The organism is Bacillus sp. FJAT-45350, from assembly GCF_002335805.1.
GTDB lineage: Bacteria > Bacillota > Bacilli > Bacillales > NISU01 > FJAT-45350.
In genome coordinates this window covers 94984-108863 of record NZ_NISU01000003.1, presented here as the reverse complement: position 1 = coordinate 108863, position 13880 = coordinate 94984, and the positions used below count along the sequence as shown (strand labels likewise).

Here is a 13880-nt window from a genome sequence, read left to right as displayed (position 1 = left end):
TATATCAATGTTTTAGGTGGTTCTATTTTTAAACCTCATTTACTTATGGTACGGTTCTCCTTACCACCCCCTATCCTAAACTTTTTTGAAAAACGGAAATGAACCTCTTTTATATGCTTGTTCTCAACCTGTATCTCGGCAACAAGCATTCTAACTAAGGATTGTTGTTTTTCTTTATCCTCTATCAATTTAATTGCTTTACCAACAGACTTAAAGACCTCGACAATTTCATCCTGATTCAAGTTTTGACTTTCAAGATTTTTAATACTAGCTTTCTTCTTTGATATATCAGTTTGAAGTTCTTCAATTCTCAAAGAAAGCTTATCCATTCTTTTTCTAAGAGCTTCTTTTACTCTTTCACTACTTTCCTCAAGTAGTTCATCTATAATATCCTCTAATTTTTGTTCAGATTCTTTAATTTCCCTATCTTTACTCTTAATAACTTTTTCAAATTCTTTTACTTGTTCGTTAGAACTGTTTAGGGATGCTAAAATACTTTTCTGAAAATCAGGTTCATTAACTTTCTTCTCAAGAATATCTAAAAATTCAGGTTCAATTTTAGCTTTGTTTATAGTATTAGGCTTACAAGTCTTATGATTCATATATTGATTGCATGTGTAATATTCATACGTTCTCTTCCCATTTTTAACAGGTTGAATTGACATACCATTACCACAATCAGGACACTTAAGTAATCCACTAAGTAAGTGGTTTCCATTAAACCTTTTCATATGATGACGTGGGTTATTATCGATTAACTCCTGAACTTTAGAGAAAGTTGCTTCATCAATAATTGGATCATGCTTCCCTTCAACAATTATAGGTTCTTCATTGTAGACTCTCTTCCTCTTACCATCAGAATATCTTTTACCCCAATCTTTGCGATGTCCCCAACGAATTTTCCCACAAAAAGTTGGATTTCTTAAAATGTCCTTTACACTATTACCACTGAAAGTTCCACCTATCTTAGTTTTGATACCGTCATCGTTTAATTGTGCTGCTATTGTCTTATAACCTTTCCCCTTTAAATATTCAGTATATATAAATTTAACTGTCTTAGATTCCTCTCCATTTATTATCAACTTCTTATCAACTAAGTCGTAACCTAGAGGTGCTGTTCCACCGTTCCACTCACCTTCCCTTGCTTTCTGAGACATCCCACCTTTTACTTGCTCAATAATATTATCTCGTTCCATCTCTGCGAAAAGGCCTGTTAATACCATAAAAGCCTTCCCCAATGGTCCTTCAGTATTAATATTATCTGAAGTCGAAACAAGGTGAGTTGACGTATCTTCTAACTGTTTTGTAATAAGAAATAAATTCTCTATGTTTCTACTTAACCTACTAAATTTATAGATGATAAGGTAATTTACATTATTCTCTTTAATAAATTTCATCATTTCAAGTAAGCCTGGTCTTTCATTCAATAAAGCTCCCGATTTACCCTTATCGTCAAAAACCCCTAGTAGTTCCCATTCTTCCTTTTTACATTTATTTCTAATTTCTTCTACCTGATTATCTAAACTAAAACCGTCTCTCGCTTGAACGCCTGTCGATACACGAATATAGCCAACAGCAGTTTTTCTTTCACCCAAAATCATCACCTCGCACCTTAAATATACCATGTAAGTAGACAGGAGATGGTAGTACGTTGTAATTTTAATAAGCTAAATGAAATATACAAAAAAAACACTTATACCTTTACCGATTAAGTGCTCTGTTTATTAACCATTAATTTCCATTAACAGCATTTTATCTAACCTTTGGACTTTATCATCTTTAAGAACTCTTTTTTTCCGTGCTTATCAGCTAGTTTTTTAGCTTCAAATAAAAGATCGTTAGCAAAATCACTAATTATATCTTTTTTGATTTCTTCATCCGTTTTAAATAAGCTTTTGAATTGAGTAGACATGTATTTTCACTCCGTAAAAAGTATTTGGAGTTCAACTCCATGTCTCTTTAAAAAATCTCTTGAACAATGTCATGATGATGAATTTTTTACCCCATTCAATACTCAACTGTAAAAAAAGCATAAAAAAATACACTTATCCTTTTCAGTCGACCTACAAATAGTCATAACTAAAAGAATAAGTGCAAATTTTTAATGTTACTTACGTTATTGGTAAACTTACTTAATCAACCTTCACTATATTTCCATCCATAACACTTACCTCAATGTCATTAAAGTCAGAGATACCGTGCTCCTCATTTACAACATAAGCAAAAAGAAATCCCTGATTAGCTCTTAAAATTGCATCTTCTACAAAATTATTAATGACGGACTTTCGATTACTTTCTTTTACTACATCTTCATCTAATAAATTAGCTTCTCCAAAAATATCCTTTGGAGCACAGAGATAACTAGTTATAAGAGCAACATTTTCAAACATTGATACTTCAAACTCACTTTGTATATCGTTCACTTTATCTATCATTTTATATGAATATAAAATATGATAGACAAGAAGACCATTGTGAGCTAAATCTGAAATAATTTGCTTATCTTGCTTGGATGCATCTTGCTGATAAATTGACAATGGATTAATGCAATTCGTCTTTAAAATCTTGCCTTCATTAAAACTTTTGATGATGGCTTTTTTCATACCTAATGTCCTCATTAAATCCGATGCTAACTTCTGATCTCTTGTTGTAAAGGGGATTGCTTTATTCCCTTTGTCCCATAACCTTGTGTCCTTTACTTGAATTGTCATTACTTATTCATCTCCTTTAATGAATATTTTCATAAAATAGAAATTTGAAAGCAGTATACCCCGAAAAGCCAAATAAACTAAAAATTGTTAATTATCTTAACTTAAATAAGGGAAAATGGAAAGTACTTTTTAAAGGCACATACAGCAGTGGAGAATTGAGGCATACAGCCAATTAAAACACACAAAAAAACCGTAGACTTTAAAAGTCATCGGTTCATTGTAAATTTATTTAATTTAGGCTCTGTTAGGAGTAATAATGTTTGTATACCAAGAATAAAGTGACCATTTTAATTTGGTCACTTAAAGTAACCAGATGATTATTTGATAAAACCTATACAATAAAAGAACACCTGATGTTCTTGAACAACCCTATATTAACAACTCCCCAAACTTTGCTAAATACTCAGGTTTTATTGCTACAACTCCATCTTTTTTTTCTGAGATTTCTACTTGATTAAGAGGTTGCTCACTTTTTACGTTAGGAGTTGGGAATTTACTTTTTCCCTCTAAGTAGTGCTTTAATTTAGGTGAAAAGTAAACACCTTTTGGATCTCCTGATGATTCACAATAGCCTACATATTCGTCCCGAATAATCAAAAACATGAACTCATACAAAGTAACATCGAACTGCTCACCTGCTTTCACTATACGGTTATCAATATTTGTAGGAGCAAAACTATTCTCGTATTCTTTGTCAAAGTAATCTATGGTAACAGGAATTCTGGGTACTTGAATTTCTTCATCTGAAACTAGTGTCAAGCCTACAAGACGACCTCTCTTTGGAATCAGTGACTCAAAATCACTATGAACTTTATATCTTAGCTCATTAACACAATGTACGCCTCCAGATTTACTTCCTAATAATGATCGATGTTTTTCATCCATCGAACCAATGATATTTTGACCTTTGATTAATAACTCCGACTCACTTTTTGCTGATGATGGCTGATTAGAAACTAAAGCTTCTTGAAGTGCAAGTGCTACCAGTAATGGTTCAGGATAGAGTACCCCAGGACTTTTACTTTCGATTTCCTTGTTGCTAAGGACGGCCTTCTTAGCCTTTTCATTTTTAGCTGCTTTTCTAGCTCTGTTGCTTTCTTTTTTATCCCCCTTAACAGTTCCCGTCTTACTAACTAAATCTGCGAACCTCTCGTACTCTTGTTTGACAACCCAACCATCTGGACCCTTTTCATCAATGTCAATCATTGTAGATTTAGGAGAACCTTTATAGAATTGTATTGTGGGAGTAGGAAGTTTAAACTTCTTATTTCCGCCTTCATCCACTTCAGATATCAAATCTGCGATTCCATCCTCCTTTATGATTACAGCATTAGTAGATTTCGCTCGTAATTCAGCTCCCAGTGGATCTCCGTTCGCCTCAAAAAGACCTGCATATTCTGGTCTAAGCACTAAAAACATGAACTCGTAGAGTGAAAGGTGAAATTCTTCTCCAGCTTTTACAGAATTGTATTTGATGTCGCTATTAATATCGAATAAAATCTCTGGCTCATCAGGCTTCTTTACTCTCATTAGTTCCTTCACCGTTTTCATATCAATCTCTGGAACGATGATATCTTCATCAGAAACTAGAGTAACACCTATTGGCTTTGAACTACCATATTGACCACTGTTATACACACGCTTTCCGTTCTCTTTTACCGTACGTGTGGTTTTTTTTGAACCTAAACCAAGCAAATCTATGAAGTGTAATGTTCCTGATTTACTTCCAAGATGCTTATAATCCATCTCACTCATGGAATCAATGATGTTCTTACCGGTCATTTTTAATGCCTTATTTGTCTTTGTAATCTTGTAGTAATTTGTATCATCTTTCTTTTCATTTATACCATTTTCAGAATTAACTTTTCCCTTCTTCTGTGGATATCTTTTATTATTTGGGTTATTGTCCATTGATATTACACACACCTTTGCCATAAATTCTATCTCAAAAATTTCGATAATAGTCGTATCAATTCCTTCCTCAATTGTCAATTCCGCTTACATACCACTACTCCTATCACAATTGCATTAACTGCTTAAAAAATGTTAAGTACAGTAAATGGAGGTGATTGGACTGGCATATTCTTTAAAGGAAGATTGTTGTTTTAAACCCTAAGTTAAATGTCGCCCCCAAGATCAGCAAAGGTAGAGAAATAGACTTTTTATTCGGGTTTACATTACTTTACCAATAAAATAGTAGCTAACAATAACAAAAGCTCAATAATTTATTAAAAATCTCTCAAATACGAAACCTATTAGCCTCAATTATCAAAGTGCATATACAACGTACCGTGGATTTCTGATACGGTAGCCATCTTCATCTCTGGAACCTTTGAATGATTAAGCAAGTATGCGTGAACTTCATCGAAATACGGTTGGACCTTAGTTGTTGAGTATGTTTTGAATATGAGAAGAGCGTTATCGATCTTACATGTTGATTGAGCGGATTTAACCAGTTCATCAATTCTTTCCTTATTTCGAACATTTAAAATGCCTATGACATTTTTCGGTATGTATTCACGATCACAAAAAAGTTTATCTAAGGTTTCAACGTCTTTCTTGAAGAGATTCTCCCGTTCCATATGCAAAATCAGGTCATACCAATATTCTCCGTCAAAATTACCCCACCATGACAAATCCATCGGTCTACATGTTCCGTCACATGTATCCTCAGTGAAAGGATAATAACCTAACATGGAACCTAACCTTGAAAAGTACTCTATCTCCGTCATAGTGAAAGAGTGCTTACCGTGATAGATAGTTAAATTTAGCGTGTGATAGTTTCTGACGTAACCATCAAATAATTTCATTAGATCTAAGTGCATTGATCCACTTCCAATCATTATATATTTTCTAAGAATAAAATATTTGACATCCAAGACCTTCTTTTATGTTAAAATTCGACAATAACCATATATTTTCCTTTTTTCTATCTAATGCTTATGATAGAAAATAAACTATTACCTTTATGACACAATTTATACATGCATCTCTTGAAACTACTCTAGGAAATAACCGAAAATTGCTGAAGCATTTCATAACAAAAAAAAAAGAAAAAGAACCCTGTCTAAATCGATCAAGGTTCATTGTTTAATAAATATGGATGCTCGGTTGCTATTTTAATATGGAGAGAAATAGAAAATATAGAATATTCACCCAATAAAGGAGGAAATTGTATAAAACTCCTTATAATTAAGCTAAATCTTCATGCCCTTTTATAAAAGTAAAGCTCAATAAGGAACATTAATTAGTTCCATTTATATTATATTTTATAATTGTTATTCAACTTTTTTAAATTTGACTACTTTCGACTCCTCAACCCAACCTATATAACATTCTGTTTCCGTTTCGATCTGTACCTGCAACCAATTACCTTTTCTACCAATGATATAAAGTACTGTTTTTTCACTCACCTTCTCAATACCAGGAGCAGTATTTGAACGCCCTTCACGTAAAACTGCATTTGTTCTTAAAAAAGCAATTTGCTCACCTATTACTGGTGGAATGTCAGTATACTTTATAAAAACCTTCTTAACATCTCTAACTGTTTTGGACTCAACTATTGTTTCCTGTACTTTTTCTTTTACCTCAGCATTATAAGAACCTACAGAAATACTAATCATTAGTGCTACAAAGACTTCTGTGATTACCAAAGCTGCATCTTTAATATAATCGTTAAATACAATCCCAAAAAACGCTCCTAATGATAGGGTTTTTGTTTTCTTTACTGCCCTTCTTATCATATCTTCAAATTCATCAACTGTTAAATCACTAAGCTTTTTCTTCGATGTTACCGTCACAGTGGCTGATAATTCAGAAGAGCCTTGTAACCTTACTTTTGTTTCATCGCTTTCTTCTGTTTCTTCATCAATTCTATCAAAATCTATTTCATCTAGGCTTCCCCAGTCAATTTGTTTAAACAAAGATGAAAACCTGTCGGATTGAGTAAAGCTATTTAGAGTAGAGAGTAAATCTTGGTGCATATCCGTGGAAATGTTTTGCCCCAGTACTGCACTTGCTCCAATGTATGACGAGTAATTAGTATTATTCACTAAGTTTTGAATGCTATTTGACATTTCTACAACATTAGCCCAATTATCTTCAATCCCCATAACTCCAAGATAATTATTTGTTAAAGTATCAAAATTCGGTATAGAATTATAAGTGTTCTCAATTAAATTACCAATATTGCTAAAATGCCCCATCATTCCAGTGATATTTTGGGATATATCTGCTTTCATAGCAACAGATACAGCGGATGAAAAAGTATCTACATTTAGGAAGCTACTCCCCATTACGAAGTTCTCTACATTATTTGTCAATATATTTTGTTGCTTAATTTGCTCGACCATCGGTGGGGTAATTATCTTTTCCCTTAAAAGTTGTTGTTTTTTCAAACTATCAAATACAGATTTATTTTTCAAAAACTACCACGCCCCATACAATTTAACGATTATTCAAAATTATACCATAACCATCATCGTCTATTAGACAAAGTTAAATAGCCATTCTAATTTCTGAATGACTATTATTGATTACAGCCACAAGATTTTCCACCCTTGCCTTCTTTTTTACCATTGCACGCCAAGAAACTTACCACACACTGCCAATACATTTACCAATGAAATGTACCAGCACTCCAGAAGAATAAGAAGCCAAAGTATGGATTAAAATGATTAAAATAGTGCATACTTTGGCTTCTTTAAGATTGTAGATTATTGAACTAACGCACCCGTTACCACAATAAGGTTTAGTGTTGAATAGGAACACTTTTTTCAAAAGAAAGTCCTAAATACCTATAATTTATAATAACCTTATTTATTTCTTTATCGTTGATAATACTCAAGCCATAGCTTTTATCTTCTTCGGTTGCAGTACCGTTATTTACTTTTTCTAACTGTGATAATGGAGCGGTATTTGGCTCTATTATCACATCTTCAATGTTCGTAATACCATACTCTCTCGCCTCACCATCAAAATCAACAGCTACAATAAAACCTTTTAATGGATTACTTAACTGAATTTTTTTATCCAATGGTTCTTCATTATTATTTATTAACACATCGTTAATCTCTACATCACTAAATCCTTCATTTCCTATACTAATAACTACTGCTTGTTTATCCCCAGATGAACCAATTGTTCCACTCATTAAAGGTGGATTTGATTTAATAAAAGAAAAAAGTCCAATTGATATAACAGCAAAAATTAGAACTGAAATCAGAATTATTTTTCTCAATTACCCACACCCCTTTTGAAATTCGCTTAAGAAAAACATCTATTCTAACCCTAACACAAATTACCAATAAATTGGAGGAAGCCTTCTTCAACTCTTCTGCCATTTACTTCAATAGAGAAGCCACACCTCGTTCCTGAAGTATGGCCCCCGGTTAGTTGAATAAGAAAAGTTTCACTTACTGTTTGGTAAGAACGAGAAGTTATTAGGTCTACTGATTATGCAAAGAATATAAAATTGATAAGAAAACAACGATTTTAATAAATAAAAGGTTTAACCTATATTATTTTCGGGTAAGAAAAAATAAAACATTTGAATGGAGGTACATATGTCACTCTACGATAAACTACCTAATGATGTACTTATAGAATTTTATTATGAAATTTCAAGTAATATAGAACGAAACGTATTAACTGAACGTATGTATGTTGAATTAGAATTAATTGATGAGGTAGCCAAGCGTAGAGGTATTACAATAATAAAAAAAAGAATAGTCAATCAATAGCGTTTTGAAAGCGTTATCCAATGACATAACCCAACAATTGTTAAACAATCCTGCTCGTTAACACAATAGACAACAGGAGCTGTCGCACCGACAACTCCCTGTTCCACTCTTGCTCCCTTATATACAGTATCAACCGGAAAAGATTGATAGAATACACCTTTTATCTTTGCTTACATGACAGCGTAGATAAGGTGGTTAAGGACTTGACTTGGAGCCTCTGTGGGCATGATTGGTCTTGAAAGGATGAAGCTTAGGTTTCATCAGGCAAACGAGCCTATCATACCCACCTCTCCAAGTAAAGTCCTATCGTTGTTTACGCTGAAAACTATAATTACCTACTGAATATAAGAAGTAATTAAAGATAGAAAATGGGCTGTTTTAGTATCGTAATTAATTATAAATACGGTCAAATATCATACTGTATATAAGCCCCCGTTACTTTAACAATCCTAATCTCCGATAGTGAATTGTCTTTTTTTTACTCCACCAAATCCTGAAGCTGAACTGATTGTAAGTTCATAAGTTCCACTTGGAACTCCCTTAGCTATTATTCTATAATCAATTGATTCATTTGGCTTTAACACCAATGTTCTTCCCTCATCTTTATTTTCATTCAAATCCCAATGTTCAAATACTTTATCTCCAGAAGGTAAAGTTTTTCCATCAAGGTTTTCAAGCCCAATATTATATTCTAACCATGTAGGAAATTCCAATTCTGTACTGTTTTTTCCTACATTTTCAATTTTAAAAATAAATTCTCTTTCTTCATTGTTAACCCCATTATCCGTTAGTTTAGATAAAATCATTGGATTTTCTTGCTTTTGACCTTCACTCGAACAACCACTAACTATAAATGTTATAAGTGATAATGAAACAATAAGTGTTATGATTTTTTTCATTGTGAAATCCCCTCCCTTTTTATTAACTTAACAAATTTTAAGTCATGACCTCTACAAATATAATGCAGTTATCCTTCAACTCCCCAGCTCCTTTACGCAATAGGAGTTGACCCATCAGAACTCTTATTTAATAAGCAACCCGTTACTTGAATAAGATAAATCGTTTTGCTTTTTTAATTTATTATCAAATCATCGTTATCTTTATAGGTGGTAAATAGATTGTTTATATGATTCTCAATCGCTTTTCCCCATTTCTCAGCTTCCTCAACAGACCTTGGTTCATCAAATTTTAATTTTATATATTCCTGAATATATTCGTTTCTTTCAAGGTATGTTAACGACCAGATTTCAAAATAATCCTCTGCTGTGATACCTAAGATTTCTGCTTGTTCTTTATGAAAATCTTCTATTTTGGCAAGTTCACCACTTGAATAATACGATTGTTTTAATTCTTTTACCCTTTGTTGTGATACTGATATCCCCATATTTTTAGCTTCGTGTATTACAATTTCTTCTTTTAGAAAAGTTTCTATATGTCCATTCTCAATAGGATACTGTGTAAGTATATCGCTAACTTTTATTTCTTTACCTTTAAGAGTGGCTATTATCTCATTTTTATCATAAGTCTGTTTTGAACAAGCAACTAAAAAAATAATACAGATAAAACTGAATAAAAATAATTTTAATTTCATGACATTCCCCCCTATCAATTAAATTATAATAAAGACTTTAGCCATAAATAATAATTTTAAATTTATTAAATTTAAAATTATTATAATGCAATTTTATCATAAGATTCCAGATTCCATCATTTCCTTTTATTTTCCAAAAAAGAAAGGAACGCCATCTTAAATCTGGCGTTCCTCTTGTGTTAAAGCTCACCGTTAATTGAAGAAAAATGATGCTATGATAAAACCTATTATGAGTACCAGAATAAGTATCCCTGTTCCTTTCCAACCTAAACTGTTAACTAAATCCACAAGACCACCACTATTTGCCCTGTTAAAAGCATCGCTCATGTTACCAGTTGGATTTCTTCTTAATTCCTCTTGTCTCATTCTTTCCCGTCTTCTTTCTGGACTTTCTCTTTCCTCACTCATTTAAACGCCTCCCAAAAAAGAATACGAATGTGAACAGCAAAACGTTTCATCTTATGACATAATCCTGCTTCGTTAGCACGGAAAGCGACTGCTCTTATTGAACACTGGCTCCCGTTATTCTTTAATAAGAATTAAAACCTTATGTTAAAAGAAGATAAACTTTGCCAAATGGCAAGAACTAAAAAGAAAACGATTATTATCAAAGAAAACCAAGAGTAACCGTTCTTTTTGTCTTTTAATATTTTGTAAATAAAGAATATCAAAACGCATATCAACATTGCCATTCCCGCTATTGCCAACAGCATATAAAGTACAAACATATTAAATCTCCTCACACATTGCAATGATACTACTTATAAACAATTACACTTCTTCTTGAAGAAACCTGCTCCTTTACTTCAACAAGAAAAGGCGAATACCCTTGTTCAGCATTCGCCACCCGTTAGTTCGATATTTCTAATTGTTTATTTCATGATTTATTGATGCTTAATCCGATTCTATTGACCTCTTACTCTAAAATAATAAGCCCATGCTCGCAGAATATTTATTAAACATATGAACATGACGAGAGGATAAACAGTTGTGTTGAACCGTTCAATACCTGAGATAGAAAAATATCCTTGTTCCAATGCATTTGGAAGCATAAATGAAAAGAAGTTAAATCCGAATAAAAGTATAATAGGCGCGAACATCAACGTATGAATTTTTGCCACACGCATCGCTGCCCATTGCTTGCTCTCAGGATCGTCATTGATCTCAGGTTTTTCCTTTTCTTCTGAGTAGGCTTGTCGCCAGACTGACCATTGTTGCCAGGACATACCTGAGACGTACACTCGCTTCCATCCCGCTTCACTGTGAAAAGCGTGAGCGTTTCTATCTGCTCTCCCTTCAAAAAGGACGCTATATGCATATAACTTCGTATCGGATCTCTCAAACTGAAACTTAAATCCTCCCTTATGGATGTGGGTAAGGTGCCAGCCCAACTGTTCTTTCTCTTCTAGCCACCTTTCAAGTTTGTCCGGAGCATACATCCAGCCGAATTTAAACTTGTTTTGTCGTTCGCCTGATAAAATTGTTGATTTATCCTCAGAATGTACCAAGATTTGAGATTGAGTGCTCTCCTCTGATAAACGCTTCGATTCTTTTTGGAGCGTAATGAGGGAATAGATCCCTATCAGTGTCACAACGAACTGGCCGGCAAAAATGATATACGTGAGGATCCACATTGGACTCTCGACGCGGGTTACAGTAAACGAGTCACTGCTTAAATAGAGAGGCAGTAACAACCCAGCTTGCAAAGCAATAGAGAAAATGATGTAGATGAAATATATCCACCAAAACATTGCGATTTTGCTATTTCTCGCCTCTAAATTATCTCGAACAATGGACGTTTTTACATCTTCCTTTTGCTTAGCATTACCATAAACTGCCCATTTCCCATGTTTATTCACCACTTCCCAACCGTCTACCTCAAGCGCATTGGGTAGAGGGTGCTGCCGACTACGATCAAAAGATATAGCAAATGTTTCATGAGATGACGCTTCCTCTGTAAATGTAAAGCGGCTTAATTTAGGTTGAAAACGAGAAAGAGTGTATCCCTTTTTTGCCATCTCTCCAATCCAATGCTCCGTGCTCTGTATGTGAAAGCTCCAAAACGGTTTCCAAATCGATTTTTCACTCATTTCTTATCCCCCCGGTGTGCAATAGCATTCGTATACAACTCTTCAAGTCGGGTCATTTCCCGTTGAATAACCACTTTACCCAGCTCAGTAATCTCATAAGTTTTTTTCCGTTCTTCGTTGGCATAAACCACGATTAAATGATCTTTCAGCATTTTCGTAATCGTTCCGTAGACTGTACCTGAACCAAGCTTCAATCGACCTGTTGTAATAACCTCCACATATTTCACGATCCCATAACCGTGCTGCGGTTGTTTAAACAGACTTAATAAAATATAAAAAGCTGTTTCGGACATGGGCACGTATTTTTTGATTACTTTATCAGTATGTGCGGTCATATCCTTCCTCCTTTGTGTGTCACGACGTGATATATATCATAACGTGAGTATATCACATGGTGACATACTTAACTACAAAAAATTCCTGATCTCTACTGCGCAAAATATTAACGCGGCGGGGATCAGGAATTTTAATTAGTTTTTTTGCAAAGGCGCAACCTAACGGGTGGTTCTTTTAACACATTCTCATTAAATTGCAACTTTATCAACATAGATCCTTTTCAAGTGGTATGTTTTCCGAATTGTTGTAACAGTTCATCTCTGTCATTTTCCCCCGTGGCAAAATACAAAATGATTTTCGCTTTCCTCGGTGAAAGCCAAACCAGTGGCACAGCTCCTTCATGTCCAGTTTTATAAAATAAAACAACAGGAACAACCATTCTTTGACTGTTCCTGCTGTTCCACTAATGCACCCATTAGTAGAACAAGTTTTTTTCAATTATTCTTTTTTCCTAAATTACTTAATCCAGTTCCGATTATTATGCATATTATCCCAACCAAACCGACCATGAATATATGTTCCCAATTCACTTTTTCACCTTGTATTAAAACCACGAATAATCCAACCACTATTACACCCAAAGCCCATGGTATACAAAACTTCAGCACACTTTTAATCATGTTCTACCTCCTTATTAATTACTTCTATGTAAAAATAAAAGTTGATTTTTATCCGAAGTTATATTATTCATCTTAACAAATTATTTCACTATGTCATTTTCCATTTTTATTCAATTAACCTGCTCGTTACTTCAATAAACTGTTAATGCTATTAGCGTATAAAAATAAACCTCCATACACTAAAGACGTGCTTAATAATACATCATCTTATTATACATACTACCAAAAACTACAAAAGATAATTGTCTACATTAAGTTGAACGTGTAATAGTTTCTTACGTAACCGTTAGATCTAAGACATTGATTTCATTTCCAATCTCAGTCATGATATATTCTTAGAGAATAATAATCGACATCCATGAACTTCTATGTGTTAAATTCGACAATAACCAAATAATTTCCTTTGTCTATCTAATCGGTCTATAGAACAAACTATTACATTGCTGACACATTTATACACATGTCTCTTGACAACTCTTGTATTATTTCTCAATTGTTGAAGAATTTCCTTATCCAAAAGAAAGAAAAAGAACCCTGTCCTTCGATCGAGGCCACTGAAAAACTTCCGTTTTTTGAGACGAAAGAATGAGAAATAAAAAAGAGACGAAATTATATCCATTAAATGGGTGTATTCGTCTCTTTTTTATTTTATGTAGAGCTAAATTTTTCATTTAGTTAACCTATTAACTTCAAAATCCTTTTCAAATTAACTGTAAATATCGACATAGCTCCTTGTAGTTCCATGCCAATAAGACCCGAAGATGATGCTACATCATACCCGGTCGGTGTTT

14 protein-coding genes and 1 pseudogene are annotated in these 13880 nt (G+C 33.5%); 1 reads left to right on the top strand and 14 read right to left on the bottom strand.

The window, feature by feature from the left end; genetic code table 11:
* Positions 1–35: 35 nt before the first annotated feature.
* From CD003_RS19605 to CD003_RS19580, 7 genes are all read right to left on the bottom strand, one after another.
* Entirely contained in the window at positions 36–1595 is a 1560-nt protein-coding gene (locus tag CD003_RS19605; protein ID WP_179295636.1) for a recombinase family protein, read from the bottom strand.
* Between the two features lie 161 nt (positions 1596–1756).
* Positions 1757–1912, bottom strand: a complete 156-nt coding sequence (locus tag CD003_RS22040) for a hypothetical protein (RefSeq protein WP_179295635.1) — start codon at positions 1910–1912, stop codon at positions 1757–1759.
* Between the two features lie 220 nt (positions 1913–2132).
* Positions 2133–2711, bottom strand: a complete 579-nt coding sequence (locus CD003_RS19600; RefSeq protein WP_096202953.1) for a hypothetical protein — start codon at positions 2709–2711, stop codon at positions 2133–2135.
* A gap of 369 nt (positions 2712–3080) precedes the next feature.
* Positions 3081–4703 carry a hypothetical protein gene (locus tag CD003_RS19595; protein ID WP_096202952.1) on the bottom strand — a complete coding sequence of 541 codons (1623 nt, stop codon included), beginning with the start codon at positions 4701–4703 and terminating at the stop codon, positions 3081–3083.
* A gap of 269 nt (positions 4704–4972) precedes the next feature.
* Positions 4973–5536 (bottom strand): hypothetical protein, encoded by a 564-nt coding sequence (locus CD003_RS19590; RefSeq protein ID WP_096202951.1) that lies wholly within the window; start codon positions 5534–5536, stop codon positions 4973–4975.
* 453 nt (positions 5537–5989) lie between these two features.
* Complete coding sequence (locus tag CD003_RS19585) at positions 5990–7135, bottom strand: hypothetical protein (RefSeq protein WP_096202950.1); 1146 nt, start codon at positions 7133–7135, stop codon at positions 5990–5992.
* A 326-nt stretch (positions 7136–7461) separates the two neighbouring features.
* Positions 7462–7950, bottom strand: a complete 489-nt coding sequence (locus CD003_RS19580; RefSeq protein ID WP_096202949.1) for a hypothetical protein — start codon at positions 7948–7950, stop codon at positions 7462–7464.
* A 325-nt stretch (positions 7951–8275) separates the two neighbouring features.
* Between CD003_RS19580 and CD003_RS22035 the strand changes: the two genes are divergently transcribed.
* Positions 8276–8452 carry a hypothetical protein gene (locus CD003_RS22035; RefSeq protein WP_179295634.1) on the top strand — a complete coding sequence of 59 codons (177 nt, stop codon included), beginning with the start codon at positions 8276–8278 and terminating at the stop codon, positions 8450–8452.
* 449 nt (positions 8453–8901) lie between these two features.
* On the opposite strand, the gene CD003_RS19575 is transcribed toward CD003_RS22035, so the two are convergent.
* From CD003_RS19575 to CD003_RS19545, 7 genes and pseudogenes are all read right to left on the bottom strand, one after another.
* Entirely contained in the window at positions 8902–9351 is a 450-nt protein-coding gene (locus tag CD003_RS19575; RefSeq protein WP_096202948.1) for a hypothetical protein, read from the bottom strand.
* A gap of 173 nt (positions 9352–9524) precedes the next feature.
* Positions 9525–10043 (bottom strand): hypothetical protein, encoded by a 519-nt coding sequence (locus CD003_RS19570; RefSeq protein ID WP_096202947.1) that lies wholly within the window; start codon positions 10041–10043, stop codon positions 9525–9527.
* 192 nt (positions 10044–10235) lie between these two features.
* The gene (locus CD003_RS19565) at positions 10236–10451 is read right to left on the bottom strand and encodes a DUF6366 family protein (RefSeq protein ID WP_096202946.1); all 216 of its coding nucleotides are present in this window, start codon (positions 10449–10451) and stop codon (positions 10236–10238) included.
* 497 nt (positions 10452–10948) lie between these two features.
* Complete coding sequence (locus CD003_RS19555) at positions 10949–12133, bottom strand: DUF2812 domain-containing protein (RefSeq protein WP_096202944.1); 1185 nt, start codon at positions 12131–12133, stop codon at positions 10949–10951.
* A complete protein-coding gene (locus tag CD003_RS19550; protein WP_096202943.1) occupies positions 12130–12468 on the bottom strand; it encodes a PadR family transcriptional regulator in 339 nt (112 codons plus the stop codon). Before CD003_RS19550 ends, CD003_RS19555 begins: the two co-directional genes overlap by 4 nt.
* Before the next feature lie 224 nt (positions 12469–12692).
* Positions 12693–12824: pseudogene (locus CD003_RS22410) on the bottom strand (DUF1801 domain-containing protein); the annotation flags it as partial.
* A gap of 79 nt (positions 12825–12903) precedes the next feature.
* A complete protein-coding gene (locus CD003_RS19545; protein WP_096202942.1) occupies positions 12904–13089 on the bottom strand; it encodes a hypothetical protein in 186 nt (61 codons plus the stop codon).
* Positions 13090–13880: the final 791 nt, after the last annotated feature.

Coding starts and splice junctions, on each gene's coding strand:
- CD003_RS19550 (WP_096202943.1), bottom strand. CDS start 12,468: ATGACCGCACATACTGATAAAGTAATCAAAAAATACGTGCCCATGTCC.
- CD003_RS19575 (WP_096202948.1), bottom strand. CDS start 9,351: ATGAAAAAAATCATAACACTTATTGTTTCATTATCACTTATAACATTT.
- CD003_RS19600 (WP_096202953.1), bottom strand. CDS start 2,711: ATGACAATTCAAGTAAAGGACACAAGGTTATGGGACAAAGGGAATAAA.
- CD003_RS22040 (WP_179295635.1), bottom strand. CDS start 1,912: ATGTCTACTCAATTCAAAAGCTTATTTAAAACGGATGAAGAAATCAAA.
- CD003_RS19565 (WP_096202946.1), bottom strand. CDS start 10,451: ATGAGTGAGGAAAGAGAAAGTCCAGAAAGAAGACGGGAAAGAATGAGA.
- CD003_RS19555 (WP_096202944.1), bottom strand. CDS start 12,133: ATGAGTGAAAAATCGATTTGGAAACCGTTTTGGAGCTTTCACATACAG.
- CD003_RS19570 (WP_096202947.1), bottom strand. CDS start 10,043: ATGAAATTAAAATTATTTTTATTCAGTTTTATCTGTATTATTTTTTTA.
- CD003_RS19545 (WP_096202942.1), bottom strand. CDS start 13,089: ATGATTAAAAGTGTGCTGAAGTTTTGTATACCATGGGCTTTGGGTGTA.
- CD003_RS22035 (WP_179295634.1), top strand. CDS start 8,276: ATGTCACTCTACGATAAACTACCTAATGATGTACTTATAGAATTTTAT.
- CD003_RS19590 (WP_096202951.1), bottom strand. CDS start 5,536: ATGCACTTAGATCTAATGAAATTATTTGATGGTTACGTCAGAAACTAT.